The 24,660-nt window shown below is 47.4% G+C and carries 23 protein-coding genes; 9 read left to right on the top strand and 14 right to left on the bottom strand.

The genetic code is table 11. The features are described from left to right. Nucleotides 1–37: 37 nt before the first annotated feature. Complete coding sequence (gene argR / locus P6910_RS07510) at nt 38–496, bottom strand: transcriptional regulator ArgR (RefSeq protein ID WP_317145646.1); 459 nt, start codon at nt 494–496, stop codon at nt 38–40. A gap of 544 nt (nt 497–1,040) precedes the next feature. Here argR and P6910_RS07505 point away from each other — a divergent pair. The 5 genes from P6910_RS07505 (at nt 1,041) to P6910_RS07485 (ending at nt 4,879) form a co-directional block, all read left to right on the top strand. Continuing rightward, nucleotides 1,041–1,778: an ATP-binding cassette domain-containing protein gene (locus P6910_RS07505; RefSeq protein WP_317145645.1), complete on the top strand. Its 738-nt coding sequence runs from the start codon at nt 1,041–1,043 to the stop codon at nt 1,776–1,778. Nucleotides 1,779–1,965: 187 nt separating this feature from the next. Further along, complete coding sequence (locus P6910_RS07500) at nt 1,966–2,742, top strand: lysine/arginine/ornithine ABC transporter substrate-binding protein (RefSeq protein WP_317145644.1); 777 nt, start codon at nt 1,966–1,968, stop codon at nt 2,740–2,742. Nucleotides 2,743–2,806: 64 nt separating this feature from the next. After that, complete coding sequence (gene artQ, locus P6910_RS07495; RefSeq protein WP_317145643.1) at nt 2,807–3,469, top strand: arginine ABC transporter permease ArtQ; 663 nt, start codon at nt 2,807–2,809, stop codon at nt 3,467–3,469. Continuing rightward, entirely contained in the window at nt 3,412–4,146 is a 735-nt protein-coding gene (gene artM / locus P6910_RS07490; RefSeq protein WP_317145642.1) for an arginine ABC transporter permease ArtM, read from the top strand. Before artQ ends, artM begins: the two co-directional genes overlap by 58 nt. 52 nt (nt 4,147–4,198) lie before the next feature. Beyond that, on the top strand, nt 4,199–4,879 hold the full coding sequence (locus P6910_RS07485; RefSeq protein WP_317145641.1) for a hypothetical protein: 681 nt from the start codon (nt 4,199–4,201) through the stop codon (nt 4,877–4,879). Between the two features lie 405 nt (nt 4,880–5,284). On the opposite strand, the gene P6910_RS07480 is transcribed toward P6910_RS07485, so the two are convergent. Further along, on the bottom strand, nt 5,285–5,893 hold the full coding sequence (locus P6910_RS07480) for a TetR/AcrR family transcriptional regulator (protein ID WP_317145640.1): 609 nt from the start codon (nt 5,891–5,893) through the stop codon (nt 5,285–5,287). 136 nt (nt 5,894–6,029) lie between these two features. On the opposite strand from P6910_RS07480, the gene P6910_RS07475 reads away from it, so the two are divergent. Together P6910_RS07475 and P6910_RS07470 are read left to right on the top strand one after the other, a co-directional pair. After that, the gene (locus tag P6910_RS07475; RefSeq protein WP_317145639.1) at nt 6,030–8,078 is read left to right on the top strand and encodes an NADPH-dependent 2,4-dienoyl-CoA reductase; all 2,049 of its coding nucleotides are present in this window, start codon (nt 6,030–6,032) and stop codon (nt 8,076–8,078) included. 235 nt (nt 8,079–8,313) lie between these two features. Further along, the gene (locus P6910_RS07470; protein WP_317146520.1) at nt 8,314–9,567 is read left to right on the top strand and encodes an IS4 family transposase; all 1,254 of its coding nucleotides are present in this window, start codon (nt 8,314–8,316) and stop codon (nt 9,565–9,567) included. Between the two features lie 298 nt (nt 9,568–9,865). Here the strand turns inward: P6910_RS07470 and P6910_RS07465 are convergent, their stop codons facing one another. Next, nucleotides 9,866–10,345 (bottom strand): hypothetical protein, encoded by a 480-nt coding sequence (locus P6910_RS07465; protein ID WP_317145638.1) that lies wholly within the window; start codon nt 10,343–10,345, stop codon nt 9,866–9,868. A 289-nt stretch (nt 10,346–10,634) separates the two neighbouring features. Further along, a complete protein-coding gene (locus P6910_RS07460; protein ID WP_317145637.1) occupies nt 10,635–11,801 on the bottom strand; it encodes a hypothetical protein in 1,167 nt (388 codons plus the stop codon). A 32-nt stretch (nt 11,802–11,833) separates the two neighbouring features. Here P6910_RS07460 and P6910_RS07455 point away from each other — a divergent pair, with 32 nt between their 5' ends. Beyond that, a complete protein-coding gene (locus tag P6910_RS07455) occupies nt 11,834–11,956 on the top strand; it encodes a hypothetical protein (protein ID WP_317145636.1) in 123 nt (40 codons plus the stop codon). Between the two features lie 50 nt (nt 11,957–12,006). On the opposite strand, the gene P6910_RS07450 is transcribed toward P6910_RS07455, so the two are convergent. Beyond that, nucleotides 12,007–13,134 carry a hypothetical protein gene (locus P6910_RS07450; RefSeq protein WP_317145635.1) on the bottom strand — a complete coding sequence of 376 codons (1,128 nt, stop codon included), beginning with the start codon at nt 13,132–13,134 and terminating at the stop codon, nt 12,007–12,009. 642 nt (nt 13,135–13,776) lie between these two features. Here P6910_RS07450 and P6910_RS07445 point away from each other — a divergent pair. Next, nucleotides 13,777–14,307 (top strand): hypothetical protein, encoded by a 531-nt coding sequence (locus P6910_RS07445; protein ID WP_317145634.1) that lies wholly within the window; start codon nt 13,777–13,779, stop codon nt 14,305–14,307. Nucleotides 14,308–14,682: 375 nt separating this feature from the next. On the opposite strand, the gene P6910_RS07440 is transcribed toward P6910_RS07445, so the two are convergent. From P6910_RS07440 to P6910_RS07400, 9 genes are all read right to left on the bottom strand, one after another. Next, on the bottom strand, nt 14,683–15,849 hold the full coding sequence (locus P6910_RS07440) for a hypothetical protein (protein WP_317145633.1): 1,167 nt from the start codon (nt 15,847–15,849) through the stop codon (nt 14,683–14,685). 139 nt (nt 15,850–15,988) lie between these two features. Continuing rightward, a complete protein-coding gene (locus tag P6910_RS07435) occupies nt 15,989–16,333 on the bottom strand; it encodes a hypothetical protein (RefSeq protein WP_317145632.1) in 345 nt (114 codons plus the stop codon). A 202-nt stretch (nt 16,334–16,535) separates the two neighbouring features. After that, nucleotides 16,536–18,464, bottom strand: coding sequence for a DNA topoisomerase III (locus tag P6910_RS07430; RefSeq protein WP_317145631.1), 1,929 nt, complete (start codon nt 18,462–18,464; stop codon nt 16,536–16,538). A 483-nt stretch (nt 18,465–18,947) separates the two neighbouring features. Continuing rightward, nucleotides 18,948–19,289 (bottom strand): group II intron maturase-specific domain-containing protein, encoded by a 342-nt coding sequence (locus tag P6910_RS07425; RefSeq protein ID WP_317141879.1) that lies wholly within the window; start codon nt 19,287–19,289, stop codon nt 18,948–18,950. A gap of 11 nt (nt 19,290–19,300) precedes the next feature. Beyond that, nucleotides 19,301–20,254, bottom strand: a complete 954-nt coding sequence (locus tag P6910_RS07420) for a reverse transcriptase domain-containing protein (RefSeq protein ID WP_317141880.1) — start codon at nt 20,252–20,254, stop codon at nt 19,301–19,303. Between the two features lie 609 nt (nt 20,255–20,863). After that, nucleotides 20,864–22,675 (bottom strand): hypothetical protein, encoded by a 1,812-nt coding sequence (locus P6910_RS07415; protein ID WP_317145630.1) that lies wholly within the window; start codon nt 22,673–22,675, stop codon nt 20,864–20,866. Between the two features lie 242 nt (nt 22,676–22,917). Beyond that, nucleotides 22,918–23,640 (bottom strand): hypothetical protein, encoded by a 723-nt coding sequence (locus tag P6910_RS07410; RefSeq protein ID WP_317145629.1) that lies wholly within the window; start codon nt 23,638–23,640, stop codon nt 22,918–22,920. Between the two features lie 82 nt (nt 23,641–23,722). Continuing rightward, nucleotides 23,723–23,935 carry a hypothetical protein gene (locus tag P6910_RS07405; protein WP_317145628.1) on the bottom strand — a complete coding sequence of 71 codons (213 nt, stop codon included), beginning with the start codon at nt 23,933–23,935 and terminating at the stop codon, nt 23,723–23,725. Next, nucleotides 23,916–24,197: a hypothetical protein gene (locus tag P6910_RS07400; RefSeq protein ID WP_317145627.1), complete on the bottom strand. Its 282-nt coding sequence runs from the start codon at nt 24,195–24,197 to the stop codon at nt 23,916–23,918. Before P6910_RS07400 ends, P6910_RS07405 begins: the two co-directional genes overlap by 20 nt. Nucleotides 24,198–24,660 lie beyond the last annotated feature (463 nt).

Below are 24,660 nucleotides of genomic sequence, written 5' to 3'. Positions count from 1 at the left end.
TGCGAGGATGTCAATCCATCCAATGATAATCAGGTTTTTACATAAACAGCTTGACGATACTCTCCTGCAGCGTGTCAATTTCAGCGGAGGAAACTGGAGCTACAAAAATAGTGTCGTCGCCCGCTACACACCCCAGGATACCATCGGAGCGGCCGACGGAATCCAATAGCCGTGCAATCATCTGGGCAGCCCCCGGGCTGGTTTTGATCACAATCAACATGCCATTGTTGGCTACGTCTTCCACCAGATCTCTGACTGCAATATTGGAATCCATTTTCCCCAGTTCCGGGGGCAGACAATAGACTTGTTCATTGCGGGCATTGCGAACACGAACAGCACCGTGGCGACAAAGTAACCGGGAAACTTTTGATTGACTGATATTATCAAAACCCTGACTCTGAAGTTGCTCAACGATCTGGCTTTGGGACCCGCAGCGCTCTTCTTTAAGCAGCTGTCTGAAAGCTTTAATGAGTTCTTCCTGTTTTTGACTGGCCATAACCTTTGTTCATTGCTCCTGAATTCCCAGGCAGTAGTGACCAGAATCCCTAGCAGCCTGTCGGACTTAAGTCTGCCCTACTGCGGTTGCGATAAATTGGTCTAAAAATTCCTGCCTCTTCGTCAAATAGCCCCGCTATTCTCCTCAGAAGCAGAAATTTTTATCCTCAATTTCTCGCAATCCTCGCTACGGGCGCTTAAGTCCGACAGGCTGCTAGTCTCTTCTGGATAAAAAAGCACCAATTGTGAATAAGTATTCTAAAAATACTTGATTTTATCCATGATCATATAAGAGAATCTATTTTTATGTGAACCAGTCGTCTGTTCGGCCTATGCTTTTTTGGTAAGAAAGGGTCAAGCTCAACGGACTCCGTCAGCCCTGAAGCCTGCCCATACCATAAAATCGGGACAGGCTTTTTTGTGCAAGCGCCACAAACACCTTGCATGGGGCAGGACTCTCACACACAGTCATGAGCACAAAAAATCCCCGCTGCATCTCTTACCCGGCAGAGCGGGAATTCTCACAAAATGGCAGATGAAAGGCAATGGGCATAGTCGTAGAGGGCCTCAGCAAAGCATTTGGCTCCACACAGGTTCTTAAAGATATCAGTTTTAATATTCCCAGAGGTGAAACCACCGTTCTTCTGGGGGCCAGCGGTGCAGGTAAAAGCACCCTGCTGCGCATGCTCAACCTGCTGGAAACACCCGACCAGGGCACCATGAAAATCGCTGATATGGCGTTTAATTTCAGCAATAGCCATAACAGCAGGCATCTAAACAAACAGGCTTGCACCCTGAGACGCCGGGTAGGCATGGTATTTCAGCAATACAACCTCTGGCCGCATATGACGGTGCTTGGCAATCTGATTGAGGCCCCGGTTGTACAGGGTATGCCCAAAGAACAAGCCACCACCAAAGCCAGAGAACTGCTCAAGCGTGTTGGCCTGTCTGAAAAAGCCGACGCCTGGCCTTCTTCGCTGTCGGGTGGCCAGCAGCAACGGGTAGCTATTGCCCGCTCCCTGATGCTGTCCCCAGACGTTCTTTTATTCGATGAGCCCACTGCGGCTCTTGATCCGGCTATCACCAATCAGGTGGTAGAAGTGATCAGGGAGCTGAGCCAGTCCGGTATCACACAGGTAGTTGTCACTCACGAAGTCGAATTTGCGCGAAAAATTGCCAGCAAGGTGATTTATCTTGAAGATGGCCATATTGTTGAAGATGGATCATCCGATCACTTTGCTAACCCCCGGACAGAGGCTTTTCGCAGCTATCTGGAACATTGACCCACTGAAGACAGTATCTCTGGCCGTTGCAGCCAGGTACAGACGTACTTAAACACTCCGTTCGTCCTGAGCTTTTCGAAGGATGCTGTTACCACACTTCAACAAGCCTGGTGTTTATGGGATGGAGTCTGATGCCTGACTGCACTGGCTTGTTTATAGACTTTCATGATTTCTGGAGTATCAAAAAATGAAAAAAATGTTAGCTTCCCTGCTGGCGACCAGTGCTTTGACTGTTGCCACACTCATTAGTGCTCAATCCATTCAGGCTCAGGCTGCCGAAACTATTCGCTTTGCCACAGAAGCCACTTATCCTCCTTTTGAGTTTGTGGGTGAAGACAATCAGCTTGAAGGGTTTGATATTGATCTGGCCAAAGCCATCTGTAACGAACTGAAAGCAGAGTGTACGTTCAGCAACCAGTCCTTTGACAGTCTGATTCCCAGTCTGAAATTCCGCCGTTTTGACGCGGTGATTTCAGGGATGGACATTACTCCAGACCGTCTCAAGCAAGTCGACTTCAGTGGACCTTACTATGAGAACTCGGCCATCTTTGTCACCGAAAAAAACAAGGGACTAACGTCTATTGAAGCGCTCAAGGGTCACTCTGTGGGTGTTCAGAACGGTTCAACCCATCAGCAGTATCTGATCGAAAAACTGGAGAGTCAGGGTGTTAAAGTCCGTCCTTATGACACATTCCAGAATGCTTTTCTGGATATGACCAGCGGCCGGGTTGATACAGTCTTCGCCGATACTGCAGTTGCCAGAGAATGGATGAAAGAAAGAGGCAAAGGTCAGTATGTCCAGGCAGGCCCGGAGGTGAAAGATGCAGATTATTTTGGCATCGGCTACGGGATTGCGGTCAGAAAACAGGACAAACTGAAGGAAGAAATTGATTCAGCCCTGAAAAAACTAAAAGAAAACGGCACCTACCAAAAGATCTACGACAAGTACTTTAACAAAGCCTGAACTTCATCTTGGCTGCAGCCTGCCCAGTTGCAGCCTTTTTTTCAACTGACAGACCGTTTTACCCATGCTTGATCTCTTCTTCAATGCAACTCTGATGACTCTGGGACTGGCGCTTTCTTCCCTGCTTCTGGGCCTGATACTGGCTGCCCTGCTGGCTTTGGGTGAACTGAGCCGTTTCCGGTTGCTTAGATACCTGACAGTTTCATGGGTCACTCTTATCAGAGGACTGCCCGAGATTCTGGTGGTCTTCTTTATCTATTTCGGTGCGACACACCTGCTCTTTCTGCTCACCGATGAGTTTATCGAGATCAGTCCTTTCACAGCCGGTACTGTTGCCCTGTCGCTGATCTTTTCAGCCTATGCCAGCCAGACTCTGCGGGGCGCCTTCATGGCCGTTCCCAAAGGTCAGTCAGAAGCGGCCAAGGCTCTGGGTATCAGCTCTGCCCGCTGTTTTTACCGGGTGATCCTGCCTCAGGCATGGCATCATGCATTACCCGGGCTGGTTAATCAGTGGCTGGTGCTTTTGAAAGATACGGCACTGGTCTCCTTAATTGGCGTGACTGACCTTCTGCGTCAGGCCCAACTGGTCTCATCCCAGACTTATGAACCTTTTACCTGGTATACAACAGCCGGTGCTATCTATCTGGTGATCACCCTGATCAGTCAACAGTGTCTGGACAGGATGAAGAAGAAAACCAGTCAACACATCAGGACGGTGAACGTATAATGCTGGAATCCCTGATTGAATACCTGCCTGAACTGTTAAAAGGTCTTCAGACAACTCTGGAGCTGACCCTGGCCAGCTTGCTGGTTGGTCTGGTCATGGCTTTGCTGTTCACTCTGATCCTTTCCTTGCGTTTTAAACCTCTTGTCTGGCTGGTCCGATTACAAATTCTGGTGTTTACCGGCACCCCCCTGCTGGTGCAGATTTTTCTGATTTATTATGGTCCAGCCCAGTTTCCGATCCTGCAGGAGACTGTATTTTGGTCACTGCTCAGCGAACCCTGGTTCTGTGCCATGCTGGCTCTGGCCCTGAATAGCGCGGCTTATTCCACGCAGCTGTTCAAGGGCGCAATTGATGCGGTCTCTGCCAGTGAGTGGGAAGCGGCCATGGCGCTGGGCATGACCCGCCAGCAGACCCTGATCCGGATCGTACTGCCTCATGCCATTCGCAGGGCACTGCCAGCCTATGGCAATGAACTGATCCTGGTTATGAAAGGGACCTCACTGGCCAGTACCATTACCTTGATGGATCTTATGGGCTATGCCGCTCGCCTGAACGCTCAAACATACGACACTCTTACTGTTTTCTCCCTGACAGGTCTCATCTACCTGACACTGACTGGCATCCTGACACTGATAATAAGATGGATAGAGCGTAAGGCCCTGGCATTTTCCCGGTGAATCCTGATTGCCGCCCTTCAGGGGCGGCAGCCAACCTCATCAGGAAACTACATTGCAACGTCTACTCCGACCTCTCAAAACCCTGTCAGCCACTCTGGCATTAATACTATTATTTTCAGGCGTTCAGGCTGAAAGTACTGCCCAACCCTGCCGACAGTTCTCCCTGAACGGATATGGACCCGATCAGAGCAAAACCATGCAAAACTGCCTGAATGACATAAAAGCAAAAGCCAGCGTTTTCTATCAGCAGCAGGACCCTTACCACAACCTGAGGCATGGAGAACGAGTGATAAAATACGCCCTGAAGATCAATCAATCCGAATCGGGTAATACCTTTCTTGTTGAAGCGGGTGCCTGGCTTCATCAATATCATGACCATCTGGAGCAACTCGATAAACTTTTAAAAGAGACCGGATTGAATCCCGCCATTCAATCTCAGCTGTTCGAGATTGTCAGGCTGTGCCGCCCTCATCTGATTTCCGGGCGTTCCCCCATAGAGGCGAAAATTGTCTTTGATGCCGATGCCATGGATCTAATGGGAGCCCAAGGCATTGCCCGAGAGCTGGCCTGTAACCTTGAAGTCAGAAAACTCCCCTACGATCAGGCGCTGATGCAAACCCGAAAAGTACAGAACCTTTTTGAGGAAAAAATGATGACCGAAACAGGTCGATCCATGGCTCAAAATGATATCAGAATGGCTCGCCTTTTCTGGCGTAACTTTGATGAGTCCTAGCAGCCTGTCGGACTTGAGCGTCCGTAGCGAGGATTGCGAGAAATTGAGGATAAAAATTTCTGATTCCGAGGAGAATAGCGAGCTATTTGACGAGGGAGCAGGAATTTTTAGACCAATTTATCGCAACCGCACGACTGCATGGATGCAGGAGCTAGAGCAACGCAGGAGCAGTTGCCGTGTAGGACAGTCTTAAGTCCGACAGGCTGCTAGGAGCCTGACCGAGAATAGACTGCCCTACTGCGGCGGCAGCAAATTGGTCTGAAAATCCGCTTTTGTTCGTCAAATAGCTCGCTATTCTCCTTACAAAACCGAATTTTCATCCTCAATTTTCTGCCGTCCTCGCTACGGGCGCTATTCTCGGTCAGGCTCCTAGCGGCTCTTATGAATCAGTGCAGCTAAAAACAGCTATGATGACCCCAAATTCTGTACCAATAACCTTGCCGCTACATCGCACATGCTATTGATGGAGGCCTTGTCCAGATAAACCCCGTCAATTAATAAACGACTTAAACCGTGCAAACTGCCCCAGGTGACCTGGGCTACCCGCAGGGCATCCTGATCCTGACTGAAGCCATCACCCGGTAAGTATTTTTTGACAAAGTCAGCGTAACGCTGGAAAGCTTCAAATGAGATTTTACTGAGTTCATCAGTGGCTTGCCCATTCTTCCAGATAGGCCGACCAAACATCAGGTCATACTGTTCGGCATGATTCTGGGCAAAATCGATGTAAGCGTGGGAAAACTCACGAAACCAGACCTCAAGATCGTCAGGGGCTTCTGTCAGCCTGCTTCCCAGTTCCTGATACCAATGGTTGAACCCTTGCTCTGCGATGGCGCATAAAAGCTCATTCTTATCTTTGAAATGATGATAGGCCGCGGTTCTCGAGACACCAACAGCTTCAGCCAACCCACGCATAGAAAGCTTCTCAACGCCGGACCCGGCGATCATCCGGGTTGCCTCATTAATCAGGCTTTGTCGTAAGTCTCCATGATGGTAATTCTTCTTGGATGACATATTTTTACTCAAAGACAGTGCACTGTTTCAGAAAATGAATATTCAATCTTGACAGTGTCAACATACAGTCTTATCTTGACGCTGTCCAGATAAGATAATTACAAATGTCCCTTAAAAACATGATGAGGATCTGTCAATGACCACCTCCCCACACAGCCCTGAGCCCCATAAGCTCTACCCGCACCTGCTGGAACCACTGGATCTGGGCTTCACACAGTTGAAAAACCGGGTATTGATGGGTTCCATGCACACCAACCTGGAGGAACATCCCGGTGGCTACGAGCGGCTGGCCGCTTACTTTGGTGAGCGCGCAAAAGGTGGCGTCGGTCTGATGGTGACCGGCGGCATTGCGCCCAACTGGGAATCCGGCGGCCTGCCCAATGCGGCCCAGATTACAACAGAAGAAGAGATTGTCGGTCACAGCCTGGTCACCCGGGCCGTGCACGAGCAAGGCGGCAAGATCTGTATGCAGATCCTGCACACCGGCCGCTACGCCTACCACCCTAAAGCCATTGCCCCCAGCGCCCTGCAAGCACCGATTGCACCTTTTCCTCCCAAAGAGCTGACACCCGATGAAATTGACAGTCAGATTGAAGACTTTGTGCAATGTAGCCTGAATGCCCAGAAAGCGGGCTATGACGGTGTTGAAATCATGGGTTCGGAAGGTTATTTCATCAACCAGTTTATCGTCGCCAAAACCAACCATCGTGATGATGACTGGGGTGGCCGTTACGAAAACCGCATTCGACTGCCCATTGAAGTTATTCGTCGTGTAAGAGAAAAGACCGGCAAAGACTTTATTATTATTTATCGTCTCTCTATGCTCGACCTGGTTGAAGGCGGCAGCAGCTGGGATGAGATTGTCGAGCTGGGCAAAGAGATCGAAAAAGCGGGTGCGACCATTATCAACACCGGTATTGGCTGGCACGAAGCTCGTATTCCCACCATTGCAACCATGGTCCCCCGTGCTGCTTTCACCTGGGTCACCGCAAAAATCAGAAAAGAGTTAAGCGTTCCTGTTATTACCTCTAACCGTATTAACATGCCAGAAGTGGCTGAAACGGTTCTGGCCAGAGGCGATGCCGACATGGTTTCCATGGCCCGCCCTTTGTTGGCTGACCCAGAGTGGGTTAAAAAAGCTGAAGAGGGGCGTGCTGACGAAATCAACACCTGTATCGCCTGCAATCAGGCCTGTCTGGACCATGCTTTTGAACTGAAACTGGTCAGCTGTCTTGTTAACCCCAGAGCCTGTCATGAGACCGAATTAAACTATCTGCCGACTGACAAACCAAAAAAACTTGCGGTGGTCGGTGCAGGTCCCGCCGGCCTCTCTTTTGCGACAACTGCCGCATACAGAGGCCATGATGTCACCCTGTTCGAAGCCGCTGACAAAATCGGTGGTCAGTTCAATATTGCCAAACAGGTACCGGGTAAGGAAGAGTTCTATGAAACACTTCGCTACTTCCAACGCCAGTTAGAGCTCACCGGCGTAGACCTGAAGCTGAACACCCGGGTTTCTGCCAGTGAGCTGGAAAACAGCGATTTTGATGAAGTCATTGTGGCGACAGGCGTCAAACCACGTACACCCGATATTGAAGGGCTGGATCACCCCAAAGTTCTGACCTATCTGGATGTCTTCAAGGGTGCAAAAGTCGGTAAAACCGTAGCAGTGATCGGTGCTGGCGGAATTGGTTTCGATTTGAGTGAATTTATTACCCAGAAAGGGCCTTCTCACAGTCTGGATGTTGAAGCCTTCATGAAAGATTGGGGGGTTGATATGAGTCTCAGCAACCGGGGTGGTCTGGCTGTTTCTGGCTCCCGGGAAGAAGAAAGTTCACGGGAGGTTTACCTGCTTCAGCGCAAAAAGACGAAGCCGGGAGCCACCCTGGGTAAAACCACCGGATGGATTCACCGAACCGAAATGGTCAAGCGTGGCGTGAAAATGGTGCCCTCCTGCGAATACCACAAGGTAGACGATAGTGGTCTTCATGTCTCCATTGATGGCGAGCCAAAGGTTCTGGATGTGGATAACGTAGTCATCTGTGCAGGTCAATTACCTCTCAGAGAACTGGCTGACACTATCACCAGCAAGCCTGTTCACCTTATCGGTGGAGCAGACGTTGCCGCCGAACTGGATGCCAAGCGAGCTATCAATCAGGGGGCTCGCCTCGCCGCTGAAATCTGATCCGCCTATGTGTGGGTAGATGCACACTCTGTCGCCCTGAGGTTGCCCTGAGCCTGTCAAAAGCTTCGACTAGCCCAGGGCGATCGGTAGGGAGTGTTCTTAGGGTAGACATTAAGCTCAAAAAAGATCCATTTCCAGCGGCAGAACTCACCTTGAACAGCCAAAATAAAGCTTCGCGAAAAGTATCAAGGCTGAACAAGATGAGTACTGCAAATAGTAGACTAGTTGAAAAAAACTGCTGACATGTTTCGACCGGTCTGAACTCCTCAGCATGGCGGAACAGCTTGGTTTTACTATACGACAGCGAGATATCCGCCCCTTGGACTTTATCCTTTCACTGATTGATGCCCTTGCTGGTGATGGAAACTGCGATACTCAAGCCGATCTCCACCGAAAATTTAATGAGTTGACGGGACTGAATGTCTCCTATCGTTCCTGGGCAAATCAAGCTAAAAAAGACGCGATGCCTGCTCTTGTCCTCTGGCTATGGGTGCAGTGTCTGGAAGTCTTTACCCGCAAAGTCATGGCGTTTGATGAGGACAGTCCATTTTCAGAGTTTGAGCACATTCTGATTCATGACGGCTCATCGCAGGCTGTCTACGATGCCCTAAAGGAAACATTTCCCGGCAGGTTCTCAACGGTCAGTCCTGCTGCTGTCGAACTTCATACGACAATGGATCTTCTTACCAACAATCTGGTGCGCGTGCAGCTCACTGAAGATACCCGTTCAGAAAGAGACTGTCTGCCACCACTGCCAACCTCCATGGCTAATATTCTGATGCTGATCGATGCCGGTTATTTTGAGTTGGAACGCTTTGCTGCCATTGATGATCGGGAGGGGTCTTTTATCTGCAAGGCACCTCAGAGTATCAACCCGACGATACTCAGCGCAGTACGAGAGGATGGCAAAAATCTCAATCGCTACAAAGGGAAAAAACTTAAGGAGGTGTTGTCTGGCTTCCCTAAAGATCAATGCCTCGACCTGGATGTAGAATGGCCAGGATTCAAAGCCTGGCCATATCGTTTGGTTGTCCGCTGGAATGACAGGAGACTGAAATGGGTATTCGTTGTAAGCAACCTTAACCAGGTTGAGTTCACCCTGAATGAAGTACTTCAGGCCTATCGTCTACGATGGCAGATAGAGCTTATCTTCAAAGAGATCAAGTCCTATTCAGGGTGGCATCGTTTTAACACTAAATCAGCGACACTGGTTTTTAGCCTGATTCTGATGTCCTTCGTGGTTGTGACGTTGAAAAGGTATCTTGCCCATGCTGCGCAGGCGAACCTCTACGAAAGTGGAGCCATTGAAGAAATCTCGACGCATAAGGCGATGAAAAGTGGAACCCGGCTGTTTGGTAATGTCATTTTATCTCTGATGAATGCAGGAAAGTCTCTGCTCTCACATACGAGGAAGCTGCTCAACTTCTGGGCAGATAATGCGAAACGTGAACACCCTGCACGAGATGGTGGTCAGGGCGTACAAGATTAGGTCTTTGTGCTGTGGGTGGGGCTTAATGTCTAACCTAAGAGTTGATGATAAATGCATGGTTATAATCCAATAATTCCAACTTATTTGATTTTTAGTCCGTATTTTTCCGAAAAAGTTCAAAATTTTGATACTTCGCTCTGAGCTTGTCGAAGCCTTTGACAAGCTCAGGCACTTGGCAGCAATGGTTAAAGTGATTCTATTAGCTCCTGAAGACTCTCCTGAACGGCTTCGGGCCACTGATCCACATAAAACTTACCCGCTTTTTCTTAATGGCAGGAATGGCTGCCTCTTCCTTTTATTAACCACCGGGTCTCTCGTAACTGGAGCATTTGAACTTTCTAATACACATACCGACACCATCTCCAAGAGTGAACCAATGGAACCATCCGGTGCAGCTGCCAACCTGTGCTATTACAAAATAGGATGTAACCAAAGCAAGCACAGCAGCCGCCCCGACCCCAGCCCATAGTCCGGCTTCAGAGACGGTGTTTTTCCAGTTCTGGCAGCTGCCTGTCAGTTCATCAAGATAAGATTCGGTTCTGTCACAGGCAGGCTGTGTAAGCACCGAAATATGATACTTGGGGTAGATATACTGCCATTCCGAGCCAGTGACTGTGCAGGGTAATGTCTCTGAGCCGGTATCTTGCATGTTTTCCTGACCCTTAAGCAAGGCAGTGCGGATGGCTTCACGGCCAAGACACTTTTTCATTGCCTGAATATCAAGCCTTGAAGCCTTGTCGGCTTTGGTTGTAAAAATAGTGCGTTGCCACTGAAACACAGTTTCCCCTGTTGATGCATTGAGCGCACAGCCGCCGAGGCAGTCAAGCGGATGATTTTCACAAACCTCTTCTCCGTTCGGACAGGAAGCATCAAATATAATGCCATTACTGTTTCCTTCCGCAATAGGGTTTGCTGCTACCAAAGCAGAAGAAAGGCTCGCAAAAAGTAGCAAAATGTTTTTGTTCAGGGGATTGAGCATGATTATTTTTTACTCCAATTAAAAAAAATAGAAATTCACCTGCATCGCTCATACAGGCTGCTTAAAAATGGCATAAAATCAGGCCTATTCAAGGCTTACGGTACGATGGGGTATAGTTAATCTGCACGACCTGAAGTGATTCAATTTGCTTCTTAAGACTCTCCTGAACATCTTCCGGCCATTGACTTATATAGGCCCTGGTAAAGCCATCCTTTGATATCTGACTTCCGTTCATCTCTAAAAACAGTTGATTCAGATCGTAAAATACTCCCGATGGTTCCAGGACAGAAACGGAAAGCCCTATGGTATCAATCAGCGAGAAACCCGACTTTTCATCATAAAAAACATTATTGAAGTTCGGGTCTCGATGAACCGCCCTGGAAAGGGTATAAATCCCATCGAATGTCGAAACCCTGTGGCGCAGGTGAAACTTCGCCAGAATTTGCCCAAGCTCGGAAAACAGGGCATCAATGTCAAACCTGCTTGAGGGTCTGCGGGACTCAGCAACCCAATCTCGAAGAGAGCGCCCTTTAACGGCTTTGAACAGTGAGTGCATCCTCCCCCCGATCAATCCACTCCACTCATCAAAACCAAAAGCCACCGGCTCTTCTTCAGGCACAAAGTAGCATTCAGCCACTTTCAACATAGGGGTAATCATAAAGCCAGTGTCAGCATAGCCTTTCAAAATAAACTGCTGATCGTTGATCCGTATCCTGTTCAACGAAAACACCGATGGAGAACGAGCCAGAAAAGCTATGAACTCAGCTTCATCCATGGTGTCAGTCACCCACTGCAAGCCCTTGTAACGCACAGGAATTTGTTGCCATTGGCTGGCGCTGTTCCCCGGCCAACGCCAGTTGAAATAATCTTCCAGGTCAGCTTGCCAATCATCGCAGGACATTGTTACAGGTTCCATGGCTTGTGTTTTTCTTAATAGTTTCAAAGCTTCTGTGCAGTTTTTAGTGGCAATCAGAGACTGACAAAATTCACTGTCCAGTTTCGGCTTCCAGAGTTCAAAAGGCTGGATACTGCAAGATTCATCATCCCCGGTTACTGGCGAGTGCGGTGTCTCGGGCCATGCAAAATAAGCAGCTACAGACGCAAACAGGACGGCCAAAGGAAACCGATAATCTCCACGACTGCATGACTCTGTCTGACAACTTTCCAAAGAAAAAGAATATGTGGACAGCATTAACAGCAGGAGGGTCAGCAGAATAAAAAATAACTGCCCAAAGGCTAAGCGGTTTCGCGGCATAACATGTTCCTGAATCAGATATTGGTTATTCTATGACCGTCATTACTCCAGAGAGTTCAACGCCCATCGAACATCGTTCGATGATTCAGATTCATGCTGCCAGCCTGATGACGGTTATATATTCAGTCAAGACCGGTAAAAAAGACGCTCTTTAACCCCTTTTTGGCCTGGGTAGCAAGCTCAGGGCAAACGTCTCGTTGCAAGATTAAAGTGACTCTATATCCTGCTTGAGATTCTCCTGAGCTTCTTCTGACCACTGAGCTACATAGGCTCTGATAAAGCTATCCTTTGATATTCTGTGTTTGTCCATATTGTTGAACAGCACAATAAGGTCACTATGCACTGTAGACGGTTCCAAAACTGAAACAGAAAGCCCGATCGTATCAATCAGAGAGAAGCCCGACTCTTCATCATAAAAAACATTCTGGAAATTCAGGTCCTGATGAACGGCTCTGGAAAGGGTATAAATTCCATCCAAGTTCGAATCTCTGTGACGCAGGTGAAATTTCGCCAGAATTTGCCCAAACTCGGAGAACAAGGCATCAAGGTCAACCTTGCTTGAAGGTTTGCGGGACTCAGCCAGCCAGTCATGGAGTGAGCGCCCTTTCACGGCTTTGAACAGGGAGTGCATACGTCCCGCGACCCATCCACTCCACTCATCAAAGCCAAAAGCCACGGGCTCTTCTTCAGGCACAAAATAGCATTCGGCCACTTTCAACATGGGCGTAATCATAAAGCCAGTGTCCGCATAGCCTTTCAAAATAAACTGCTGACCGTTGATCTCTATCCTGTCCAACGAAAACACCGAAGGAGAACGAGCCAGAACAGCTATGAACTCAGTTTCATCCATAGTGTCAGTCACCCACTGTAACCCTCTGTGATGCACAGGGTTTTGTCGCCATTGGCTGGCGTTGTTCCCCGGCCAGCGCCAGTTGAAATAATCTTCCAGATCAGCTTGCCAGTCATTGCAGGACATTGTTGCAGGCTGCATGGCTTGCGTTTTTCTTAATAGTTTCAAAGCTTCTGTGCAGTTTTTACTGGCAATCAGAGACTGACAAAATTCACTGTCCAGTTTTGGCTTCCAGAGCTCAAAAGGCTGGATAGTACAGGATTCATCCTCCCCGGATTCTGGTGAGTGCGGTGTCTCGGGCCATGAAAAATAGTTAGCTGCAGACGCAAACAGGACGGCCAAAGAGAACCGATGACCTCCAGAGCGACGGCATGGCTCTGTCTGACAACTTTCTGAAGAAAATGAGGGTGTCGTCTGCATTAAGAACAGTGAGGTCAGCAAAATAGGAATTAACTGCCCACAGGCAAATCGGTTTGGCGGCATAAAGTACTCCTGAATCAGATCCTGGTCATTCTATGACCGTGATGACTCCAAAGAGTTCAACGGCCATCGAACATCATTCAACGATTCAGATTTATAAGTACTCAACCATACGAAATCATATTTTCTGACTCATTGTTCAGGCACTCGCGGCAACTGCTCCTGCGTTGCTCTAGCTCCTGCATCCATGCAGTCGTGCGGTTGCAATAAATTGGTCTGAAAATCCGCTTTTGTTCGTCAAATAGCTCGCTATTCTCCTTACAAAACCGAATTTTCATCCTCAATTTTCTGCCGTCCTCGCTACGGGCGCTATTCTCGGTCAGGCTCCTAGCTCCTGCATCCATGCAGTCGTGCTGCGTTGCAACTCTGGTCACATAGCTTGCTATGTTCCCGTCGTTGCGCCTTGCAGAGCACCTGCCCAATAAGCCAGAAATATTCGATTCCTTATGGCTGAGTACTTACTGCCAGCCTGAGTAAGATTATTTGGTGAGTCCTGATCGGCAAAGCAGAGGTTCGCTGATCCACGTTGACGCTATGATTTTTTAATAACATTGCTGTTATCAGGTCTAACTGTTAAGGAACTATTTTTTTTAATACGCGTCAAAAGTATTATTCATTTATAAAAAATCATGTGGGGGTATACGAATGATTGGTGCTTGCAAAGAAAAAACTTTGAGCTTTTCTAATTCTACTGATCACTTGTCAGAAAATACTGGTGCAAAAAAAACTGTTTATTTAGGTAAAGAGCTCAATGAAGGAGGAAAACTTTTAGCCGGAAATAATAAAATACCACTTCTGAAAAGAAAATGTTCGGTGGTAAAAAAAATAGTTGGTAATTGCATATCTATTTTTGACAGATCCGTTTCCAAAGTCTGCGGGCATATTGAACTGGCATTCAGTGAATGTAAAGATATGATTCATTTTAAATATATTATTAGACCTGTATATAAACGCTTGTCTTCAAGGGTAGGACGCCCGATTGCCACAATCGCAACATTTTTTTTAGCCGACTGCCTATTTCATAAGTCCCCCGCATATTTAGTGGAATATATGGAAAGAGGACAAATAAAACCTGATTATACAAGCCTTTATTCAAACATGTGCTGGACAGCTCTTGGTTGCATGGTGGCATACTCTAAATATAAAAATCACCGACCCAATTTAGATAGAAATTAGTCATTTTTACTTTTGAAAGCTTTTGAGAGCATGAAAGATCGAAGTGTCTACCAGGTAATTCAGCGTGTATTCAAAAGTCCCCGGCACCTGTTCGGCAAGATTAACGGGTAATAACAGATTCTGGCTGGTGTCGTACGGTTTAAAGCCAGGCACAGTGCGAGTTTTAATTCTTCTCAGGGGCTTGAGCGCTGTTTTATCAGACAACAATGGTCAAGACAGGGCTTTTGAGAGTTTTCGACAGCCTCAACGGCCATCGAACAGCATTCAACGGTTCAGACTCATGCTGTCAGCCTGAATACGGTTGTGTATTCAGCCAGAATCGACCAACAGGATGCTCTTTCAACCCCGACTGCCGATTTGGCTTCGATAACAAGCTCAGGGCCAAGGTTTCGCGCTATATCTCGACTTCAGCGCCAATTGAAGTACTGCCAAGTCCTCCTTGATAACTGCCTGAGTCTCTTCTGGCCACTGACTTGCGTAGGCCCTGATAAAGCCTCTCTTTGATATCCTGCTTCTGTTCATATCTTCAAAGAGCTGATTCAGATCATGGATCATTTCGGAGGGTTCCAGAACTGAAACAGAAAGTCCGATGATATCAATCAGCGAGAAACCTGACTTTTCATCATAAAAAACATTATTGAAATTCAGGTCATGATGAATCGCTCTGGAAAGGGTATAAATCCCATTGAAATTCGAAGTTCTGTGACGCAGGTGAAACTTCGCCAGAATTTGCCCAAACTCCGAGAACAAGGCATCAAGGTCAACCTCGCTTGAGGGTTTCCGGGACTTTGCAACCCAATCCCTAAGAGAGCTCCCCTTAACGGCTTTAAAAAGAGAATGAATACGCCCCCCGATCAACCCGCTCCACTCATCGAAACCAAAAGCCACCGGCTCTTCTTCGGGCACAAAATAGCATTCAGCCACTTTCAACATAGGGACAATAATCAAGCCACTGTTGATATAGCCTTTCAAAATAAACTGCTGACTATTGATCTGAATCGTGTTCAGCGAATACACCGAAGGACTGTAAGCCAGAATACCTATAAAATCAGCTTCTTCGATGATGTCAAAGATCTCCTTAAAGCCGCCCCTTACAGGTATTTGCTGCCATTGGCTGGCGTTGTTTCCTGGCCAACGCCAGTTGAAATAGTCTGCCAGATTGGCTTGCCAGTTATTGCAGGCTACTGTCGGAGGCTGCATGGCTCTCGTTTGCCTCAATAGTTCCAAAGCTTCTACGCGGTCTTTCAGAGAAATCAGGGACTGACAGAATTCTCTGTCCAGCCTGGACTTCCATAGTTCGAAGGGATCAATACTGCAGGATTCATCCTCCCCGGATACCGGAGAGAAGCATGTCTCAGGCCATGCATAATAGGTAACTGCAGACACAAACAGGACGGCTAAAGGGAACCAATAGCCTGTAAAACAACTGCATGGCTCTGTCTGAGAACTTTCTATAGAAAATGAATGTGTCGTCTGCATCAAGAACAGAAGGGCCAGAAGAATAGAAAGAGCCTGCTCATGGGCAAAGCGGGTTGGCAGCATGAAGTCTTCTCTCCTGAATCAAATACTGGTCATTCTATAACCCTGATTGCTCCAGAAAATTCAACGAGTGCCGGGAAATGATTCAGATTCATGCTGCCAGCCTTAATATGGTGAACTTCAAGCCCGGATCGGTAGATATTTAACCGGACTCTGGTGCTCTGGTTTCGGTATCTTCTGGCAGACTGTCACCGGTTTTTGGCTGGTCGAGGGTGCAATTCCAACCCCAGCTTTCCTGTTTTTTCACAAATTCTGAGGCTTGACCTTCGCAATAGCCCTCAGCGTAACTGGCGTTCCAGAGTGTCTCTTCACGACCGCCTTTGGTGTAGCGAACTTCACAGGGCAGGCTGGACTCACGCTGAAGATAGATGACGCTTATCTTTCGTTCCTGTTTGCCGCGGTCACAGGTGTATGAGTAATTATCCGATGCGGATGCCAGTCCGGTCATACCCAACCCAACCATAATGGCCAGAAAAGCTTTATACATGGGGATCATCCTGTTCGAATTCAAAGTCAACCACGCCAGAAACGTTGGCTGAGTCAGCTTAACGAATCTGCCCTTGTAGAATCAGAAAAACCACCGGAACACTCTAACACAGCCTTTGCCAGAAACTAAAAGTTCTTGGAGGAACACCTTACCCGGAAGAAATGAAACGGTAAATTCGTTCACATTAAGAGATCTTTTTCTGTCAGCTAGCTCGACGAGGAGTTTTCCTGCGACGGGTTTTCTTCTTGAAGCGGTTTGGCGATACCGGAGGCAACCCCTGTACATTAATGGTTCCAGACTGCCCGGCCTCCCGCAATAACTGAACCAGATGCTGTTCCAGCTGACTCATGAAAGCCTGATAAGAGCCTTTTTTCTCTACGATCTGATTCAGTGAAGCTTCCCAGCGAGCGGTCATGTCAGGACGACTGACAGGCTCGGGCAGAGCTTTTATCAATGCTTTCCCGGTATCGGTAGCATGAATATTTTTGCCCTGACGGGTAAGATATTTCCGATTGAACAATAATTCTATAATGCCTGCCCGGGTGGCTTCTGTACCCAGACCGTCGGTCTCCTTGAGCACCTTCCTGATCCCGGTATCTTTAACATAGCGGGCAATACCGGTCATGGCAGACAGCAGGGTGGCGTCGGTGAAAGGTCTGGGTGGCTGAGTTTGCTTTTCTGCCAAATCGGCCTCCTTGCAGAGCAGTGCCTGCCCCCTGTGCAATTCTGGCAACCTCTGGCCTTCCTCTTTGTCCCCAGAGATGGACGGCTTGCGAGGAAAAATGGCTTTCCAGCCTTCTTCCTGCACCTCCCTGCTGCTGGCCGTGAACAACCCGCCTTCTATAGTGACACTGACTTTTCGGGCTAAAAACCGGTGATCCGGATAAAACTGTGCCACATACTGTCTGGCGATGAGTCGGTATAAGCTGCTCTCCCGGTCACCCATTTTGTAGAGATCAGTCCTTCGGCTGGTCGGGATAATACCGTGGTGTGCGCTTACCTTGCTGTCATTCCAGGCTTTGCTTTTGCGCTCGGGTAATGCACCGTCCACCGCACTGGCCAGTTTTTCATCATTGCTTCGTATCGCGCCCAGCACTTCCGGTGCCTCCCTGAAATGCTCCACGGGCAGATAACGACAATCCGATCGCGGATAAGTCACCAGTTTCTGCTCATAAAGCTTTTGACAGACATCCAGCACTTCCTTGGCACTCATCCTTAACTGTTTGGCAGCATCAATCTGAAGAGCGGAAAGTGAATAGGGTAACGGTGGCGATTCCTTGCCCGGTTTATTCTCCAGCTTACTGACTGTCCCCTCCTTGCCCTGAATCCTGCTGACAACATTTTCTGCCAGCCGACGATCGAGTACACGGCCCTCGTCATCCATCCAGGGCTGGCAGGCTTCACTGGGTTGCCATTTGGCCTTGAAACACTCACCCTGGTCAGTCACCAGCAGGGCAAAGACTTCGAAATAAGGTTTGGGTTGGAAATGGGCAATCTCGTCGTCTCTTCGCACCACCAGACCCAAAACCGGAGTCTGTACCCGACCGACAGAAAGCAAACCGCTATAACCCGCTTTTTTGCCAAGAACGGTATAGGCACGGGTTAAATTGATACCATAGAGCCAGTCGGCACGGGAGCGTGTCAGAGCAGAAACGGAGAGAGGTACAAAATCCGAATTGCTCTGCATTCGATCGAAGGCTTTCTTAACTGCCGGACCGTTCAAGTCATTCACCAGAAGACGACGGACACTTTTTCTGCGGGTTTGTGAAAGCTTGAGATAATCCAACACTTCATCGACCAGCAACTGCCCTTCCCTGTCCGGGTCTCCGGCGTGAACAATGACATCAGCCGTCTTCAACAGCTTGCGAATCACCGATAACTGGGAGCGAGTGTTTTTTCGTGGTTGCAGTTGCCACTGCTGGGGAACAATAGGCAAATGTTCAAAACGCCATTGCTTGAAGGCAGGATCATACTGTTCAGGCTCAACCTGCTCCAGCAGGTGGCCTATACACCAGGTGACAACATCACCGGACGCCGTCTCTATATAGCCATCCTGTCGTTTATGGGGGCGGGGTAAAACATCGGCTATGGCTCTGCCCAGACTGGGTTTTTCAGCAATGATTAAACGCATCAGGTCAACAAAGGTTTCATCGGATCAATGGTACATCTCTCTATGATAAGTTTCTTTCTGGTCCTGTGATAGCACCGAATAACCAGACAGGCTGCTAGCAGCCTGTCGGACTTAAGACTGTCCTACACGGCAACTGCTCCTGCGTTGCTCTAGCTCCTGCATCCATGCAGTCGTGCGGTTGCAATAAATTGGTCTAAAAATCCCTGCTTCTTCGTCAAATAGCTCGCTATTCTCCTCAGAAACAGAGATTTTTATCCTCAATTTCTTGCAATCCTCGCTACGGACGCTTAAGTCCGACAGGCTGCTAGGAGCCTGACCGAGAATAGACTGCCCTACTGCGGCGGCAGCAAATTGGTCTGAAAATCCGCTTTTGTTCGTCAAATAGCTCGCTATTCACCAGGTAGAAGGAGCTACCAATTGTAGCTCCAACCCCCTCAGATCCCGGCGTGCGGATTTCCCGCACCGGGCTCTTCGATATTTGACTCACAGCACAGCCATGGATTTCATTGCCATAAAAGGCAGCATTATCCTCGGTTTCTGTAGCGGCAGAAGCTGCTTGAGGTTATGGTACTTTTCCCATGGAATCTTGCCTTTCCGGCATCGGCTACACAGCATCTTGTACCAGTAGCGGTCAACAAACCGGTAAAGCTTCTCCATACTTCGGAAGTTTCCTCCCAGACCGTAATACGCATAATGCCCTCTCAACCGTCGATTGATCGCTGTCACTTGTTCGTGCAGCGGATCATGGCGTATTCGTCTCAGCAGTTCCTTCAGTTTGGCTATGCTGCGTCTTAGGCGGGATTTTTCCGTTCTCCTTCCCACCATGAAGTTTCCTTTCAGATTCCTTGTGCAGTAGTGCGTAAAGCCAAGGAAGTAAACCGTTTCCGATCGTCTTCCCCACGACTGGCAAAACGTCCGAACCTGACTAACCGGGTTTTATCCGGCTCCAGTTTCAACGCAAATTTCTCCAGTCGCTGTGGCAGCACATTCATGAACCGCTCCGCATCACTGCGATACTGAAAACACACCACAAAGTCATCAATGTACCTGATCAGCCATGCCTCGCCTTTTAGCCGGGGCTTGACCTTGCACTCGAACCAGAGGTCAAGCACATAATGCAGGTACAGGTTGCTCAGAACTACGCTGATCGGCCCACCCTGAGGCGTACCTTCTTCACACTCTTGCAACTCCCCGGCCTCCATCACCCCGGCTTTCAACCAGCGCCGTATAAGGTTCAGGATTCTGGGATCACCGACCCGGTGTTCCACAAAACGAAGCAGCCATCCATGGTCAAGACTCCCAAAGAAGTTCTTCAAGTCCGCTTCCAGCACCCAGCTGACCTTTCGGCCTGAAACCACCTCGTTAAAAGTGGACAGGGCATGGTGCGCTCCCAGTCGTGGCCTGCCACCCATGGAACAGGGCAAAAAGTCCTGCTCATAAATAGCATTCAGCACATCAGCAACACTTCGCTGCAAAGCCCGGTCATTGATGCAGGGAACACCCAGAGGGCGCTTTTCCTTTTTCCCCGGCTTGGGTATCCATGCCCTTTTGACCGGCGGTGCCTTGTAGCCTTGCCGATGGATAGACGTCAGTGTCTGTTGCAACCACCGCTTAAAGTCTTTCTTTGTCTCTTCGACAGTCAGCCCATCGACTCCGGGCGATGTGTTGTGTGGAATCTTGTTCAGATTCATACACAGGCTCGCCGGGGTAATATGATGTGCCAGACTTGTGAAGCGAAGTTTCGGATAACTCCGGGCTTTCGCTGCTACCCTCTCCAGTCCCGTTGCCATGGCTGGTTTACCTTCTCACTGCGTAAAAGACCGTAACTCCCTCAGATGTGGAGCCCATGTTTCCCTGGAAAGGCTCAAATACCGCCAGCCGCTTCCCCATGTGACGGGCTCTCCCCGCCTCGGAGTACTATCAGCTGGTCTGACTTCCTGAACGTCATCAAGTCGTTCTTGCTTTACAGGCTCGTCGGACCCTACAGGCTCCGCCTGAACGTTCAGGATCTCCCTTGTTCACGTAAAATCATTCGATAACATGCCGTGGGTACGAACCCCGGAAGCAGTCGGGATGCCTTGTCATTAGCGGAGCTCCCGACTTCCGCTTTCCCCATTGAGAAAGAAGGTCAGCCACTTCAACCACGTTCAATTTCGGGGCTAATTATCCCTTAGCAGACGTTACGGCCTGTTATCACCCTGTCTACGCTTCGCAGTAGTCGTTACCTTCTACCACGCAAGACTCGGTACACGGCTGCCGACCACAGCTTTACCGCGATGACCATTTCAGGTCACAAGATTTTACGCGCTTGCAAGGCGCAATCCTCACAAAACCGAATTTTCATCCTCAATTTTCTGCCGTCCTCGCTACGGGCGCTATTCTCGGTCAGGCTCCTAGTGCTAATGTTTGTTTAGCAACGGCAACAGGTACTCTCTGAGCCTTGGATCCTGAATTAACATAAATAATTCATCAAGCTGGTATTGATTATAACCTGTACTCTGATCACGACTGTGCTGAATCAGCACTTTGGCAGCCAAAATATCCCTTATATCCTTACTTTCGGTCTGTTTGATCTCATCGAATAATTCACTGTTCTCCCCCTTCTCCAATCTTTCTTTGACCTGTGTATCAAGATTCCAGAGTGCATGACTGGGACGATGGACCAACCATATAACATCAAGCAGACCGGGCATGGCGTTGTGCGCACTAATAATTTGCCTGTTTATCTTACGACGAAGCGGTGAATCAAGCTTGAATTGGTTCAGTGCTGCTGCTTTTATTTCCGGCTGATAGTCATTCACAAAAAATAACTCAAGGCCTGAGCCTTTCCAGAGTGATTGAAGATGCTTATTCACATCAGTTTGAAAGTAGCGCCATTCGCAAAAAGGAATCTTATTCATTGCGATGGCCTTGATCAGGCTAATATCTCCTGTAACCAGAGTTAGTGGTTGAGAGAAGTAAGCAAGAGCATTGTGAGCACTCTCGTTATCGATAAAACCAGGATTGATAAAAGTTATTTTTCTATATTCAGAGGCAGTGGGCTGAAAATAGATGCCAGATGCACCTCTTGATTTGTAATGTATATTGCTAAAGCCCATTTCTTTCAACATTTCCCTAAAGGCTGGCGTTCTTAATGTTGTCGATTTAATGGGAGTAACAATTTTTATTTCACCCGGCTCTGTTCGTCTGATAACGTCCAAATACTCTTTCAAGAAGGTTTCATCCCGAAAATAAGCAGTATAATACGATACATTCTGGATGGTTTCTGCCTGAGTATTCAAATCACGATGCCCCGTAAGAGCATATCCCAGCCATGGCTTATCTTGCAGTAATTGCTTTAAATCTTTATGCAGCGAAGTTGATTCTTTATCGACAGACATTTCGTAATCATCAATTTTTTCGATCAGTTCAGAGTTAAAAGGCAAACCAAGGTGCAGTTCACCCAAGCCAAATTTTGGCAATGCAATACAGGATTTATCCTGAGCTGAATCAAGGGAGTATTTCAAGTGAGAGTGATTAACATTGTGATCATAATATCCTGAGTCTGAGAGGAGACTCTTATTTCCAGGACTAAATGTCAAATTAGCAGGATTATTAACACCAGAACTCTGATAATAATTTTCTATTAATAATAAATCGTCAATAAGACTAACATCCAAACCTTTATCCATAGCATCAACATTAGAATAGCGGCCAATTCCCAACCAGTTGGATGTTTTGGGGACTCTCATTCCTGACCAGTTAGACAGAAACAGGGAAAAGCTTGCGTACTCCATCTGCATCGACCCTGTCAAGTATTCCTGTCGTTCATCTTTATAAATCCAATTAATTTTCAAATCAGAAGCTTCAGAAAAAGCACGATAGATCTCCTTTTTTTGAGATTCAGTGCTCTGCACTATCAGTTCAACAGGAATGTTGTTAAAAGCTTTATCCTTACTAAGCTCTCTGGTTACTTCCAGTACATAGGCAAAGTCATCTGTACCTTCTTCGGCTATTGTTGCCAAAATCAGCCTTGGGTCATAGGGAATAAAGGTAAATGGCCTTGTGTTCCGTGCAAGAAACCATTTGATTAAAGAAGATTCAGGGTTGATCTCCCTGTCACCCATTTCAAACTCTGTAGCGCACACCAATGATGGCATAAAATTGAGGAAATGAGCCAGTAACAAAATCATCATTGCTGTAAAAGTTTTGCAGACGTTTTTCAGCTGCATAATGTATAGACCTCCTATGAAGCAAACCCACCTCATACCGACAATTTTTTATGGGCTAAAATTGTTTGCACCAGACAATCGAGAAATGAACACCTGCATTGAGGCAGGCTGATAGACATCGAAACCATAGATCCTCTCTGCTTAAAGCAACAACCTGATACTTTCCTGATCCTGACCGATTCAGTGTAACAATCAGAGTCTATGATAGTTTCATTAAACGGCTTCGTGGATTTTTTACCTTTTTATTTCGTTTCTAACTTGAATATTTCAATTCCAACACCTTCGTAAAGTCGATCAAATTTCACCCACTTATCTCCATTAAAATACCCTCTTCCTTCACATATATTGTACCAGGCATTTTTGTCTGCAGGTGTAGTCAGATATGACTTTCTCGCCAAGTTTTCACCCCACTCTAAAGCAATTGAAACTAGAGACCTGTCAGCACTAATGAATTCTGTATGCGCTATATCGCTATGGGTGTATCTGACAATTAAACCACAGTCACCTTTGATTGAAATGATGTTTTCTTCAGTACTTTTTTCAGAATCAAATAAAACTCTTGACACTTTGAAGTGATTCCTTAGCTGTTTTCTCATTCGTGCTTCACTGCGTAAGTTATTAGTAGATATTGCATGCATTTCCTCATCAGAAATGGGCAATTTATTTTCCAGATATGAACAAACAACAGCAGCATTAGAACACGTTTGAAAAGAGGGTGAGTGTTCCTTTAAATAAGTATTAATTTGGGAATAGTTTCTAATAGAAACATCTTTAGTTGTATTTTCAAATATTTTAAGTGCCTTATTTTGCTTGACTTGTTTATCGCCATCATGGGCTTTGACGGTTCTGGAAAATGCCAGTCGTTCAGCTTCTCCATGTTGGACAGACGGGTTTAGATCAAAATTATCAGGGTTAATTGCCTGTAACTTACTATTGTCTGCAGTTCGAATCTTATTAACCGGCATATCTACAAGCCTTTACTTGATTTTTATTTAGTACATATGTACCTATTAGTTATCTTTCTTAATATGCTCTATCACCTTGCTCTCAGGTGAGTTCATTGAGTATCGCTTCCAGCTCTTCCTGAAGCAGTTCTCTCACTTTTCCTGGATCATCCTCTGCCCCAAGCACATCCGCCATTGGATCTGGAATAGCCAGCAGTCCACCCCTTATAATCCGTCCCGCCACAAAAGCGTACTGCTTTACCTTTGCTGCATCAGTCAGGGTGCTACCTTTTTCCTCATACTCCAGCTTGGCCATCTTGGCCTTGAACGCCTCCCGCATTGTGCGGACAGTAACAAAGCCAACGGCTCCTGCCTGGTTGTGTCGGTGCAAGATCGGTGGATTGATCGGAACGGATAAGTGTCAGTGGATCAGCATTGGCTTTCATGGCCTGCTCTGCCTGCACTGAATCCACCCTTCCATGCTTCAGTTTCACAATGCCCTTTTTGATCAGCTTGGTGACATAGCCTTTGGTAAAGCCCTGCTGTCTGGCAAATTCCGCTTGTGAAATCAGTGCCATGGGAAGTCATAGCTACAGTCATCTCATTTAATATAGGCATAGAACAGAAATAGTAGTTCATTTTTTATGAAGTGCATCAATATCACAGGAAGCGTTTTTAAATAACATTAACCCGATTGGAAGCCATATCATGTATTTCCCTAAAAATCCCTGAAACTGTATGGGCTACGTAAAAAACAATCCAAACTATAAGTACTCGACCATACGAAATCATATTTTCTGACTCATTGTTCAGGCACTCTGACTGCGTTGCAACTCTGGTCACATAGCTTGCTATGTACCCGTCGTTGCGCCTTGCAGAGCACCTGCCCAATAAGCCAGAAATATTCGATTCCGTATGGCTGAGTACTTACGAGAAAATTATTACTCTTCATAAGACCCAATGCAAAGGAAATCAGCTTAGATGGAACAGTTACCTCAGATATAAAAGATGATCAAATAAAAAGAAACTTTAGTTCCATCA

The sequence above is a fragment of the Endozoicomonas sp. 8E genome, assembly GCF_032883915.1.
Classification (GTDB): domain Bacteria; phylum Pseudomonadota; class Gammaproteobacteria; order Pseudomonadales; family Endozoicomonadaceae; genus Endozoicomonas_A.
The sequence above is the reverse complement of the archived record's forward strand: the minus strand, read 5'-3'. Positions and strand labels throughout refer to the sequence as shown.

Excerpts from the sequence above, each read along its gene's own strand:
- P6910_RS07460 (WP_317145637.1), bottom strand. The coding sequence starts at position 11,801 with ATGCCGCGAAACCGCTTAGCCTTTGGGCAGTTATTTTTTATTCTGCTG.
- P6910_RS07415 (WP_317145630.1), bottom strand. The coding sequence starts at position 22,675 with ATGCAGCTGAAAAACGTCTGCAAAACTTTTACAGCAATGATGATTTTG.
- argR (WP_317145646.1), bottom strand. The coding sequence starts at position 496 with ATGGCCAGTCAAAAACAGGAAGAACTCATTAAAGCTTTCAGACAGCTG.
- P6910_RS07475 (WP_317145639.1), top strand. The coding sequence starts at position 6,030 with ATGACCACCTCCCCACACAGCCCTGAGCCCCATAAGCTCTACCCGCAC.
- P6910_RS07410 (WP_317145629.1), bottom strand. The coding sequence starts at position 23,640 with ATGCCGGTTAATAAGATTCGAACTGCAGACAATAGTAAGTTACAGGCA.
- artQ (WP_317145643.1), top strand. The coding sequence starts at position 2,807 with ATGCTTGATCTCTTCTTCAATGCAACTCTGATGACTCTGGGACTGGCG.
- P6910_RS07405 (WP_317145628.1), bottom strand. The coding sequence starts at position 23,935 with ATGGCCAAGCTGGAGTATGAGGAAAAAGGTAGCACCCTGACTGATGCA.
- P6910_RS07445 (WP_317145634.1), top strand. The coding sequence starts at position 13,777 with ATGATTGGTGCTTGCAAAGAAAAAACTTTGAGCTTTTCTAATTCTACT.
- P6910_RS07440 (WP_317145633.1), bottom strand. The coding sequence starts at position 15,849 with ATGCTGCCAACCCGCTTTGCCCATGAGCAGGCTCTTTCTATTCTTCTG.
- P6910_RS07425 (WP_317141879.1), bottom strand. The coding sequence starts at position 19,289 with ATGGTGGGAAGGAGAACGGAAAAATCCCGCCTAAGACGCAGCATAGCC.
- P6910_RS07480 (WP_317145640.1), bottom strand. The coding sequence starts at position 5,893 with ATGTCATCCAAGAAGAATTACCATCATGGAGACTTACGACAAAGCCTG.
- P6910_RS07420 (WP_317141880.1), bottom strand. The coding sequence starts at position 20,254 with ATGGCAACGGGACTGGAGAGGGTAGCAGCGAAAGCCCGGAGTTATCCG.
- P6910_RS07435 (WP_317145632.1), bottom strand. The coding sequence starts at position 16,333 with ATGTATAAAGCTTTTCTGGCCATTATGGTTGGGTTGGGTATGACCGGA.
- P6910_RS07400 (WP_317145627.1), bottom strand. The coding sequence starts at position 24,197 with ATGGCACTGATTTCACAAGCGGAATTTGCCAGACAGCAGGGCTTTACC.
- P6910_RS07455 (WP_317145636.1), top strand. The coding sequence starts at position 11,834 with ATGACCGTCATTACTCCAGAGAGTTCAACGCCCATCGAACATCGTTCG.
- P6910_RS07430 (WP_317145631.1), bottom strand. The coding sequence starts at position 18,464 with ATGCGTTTAATCATTGCTGAAAAACCCAGTCTGGGCAGAGCCATAGCC.
- P6910_RS07450 (WP_317145635.1), bottom strand. The coding sequence starts at position 13,134 with ATGCCGCCAAACCGATTTGCCTGTGGGCAGTTAATTCCTATTTTGCTG.
- P6910_RS07505 (WP_317145645.1), top strand. The coding sequence starts at position 1,041 with ATGGGCATAGTCGTAGAGGGCCTCAGCAAAGCATTTGGCTCCACACAG.
- P6910_RS07500 (WP_317145644.1), top strand. The coding sequence starts at position 1,966 with ATGAAAAAAATGTTAGCTTCCCTGCTGGCGACCAGTGCTTTGACTGTT.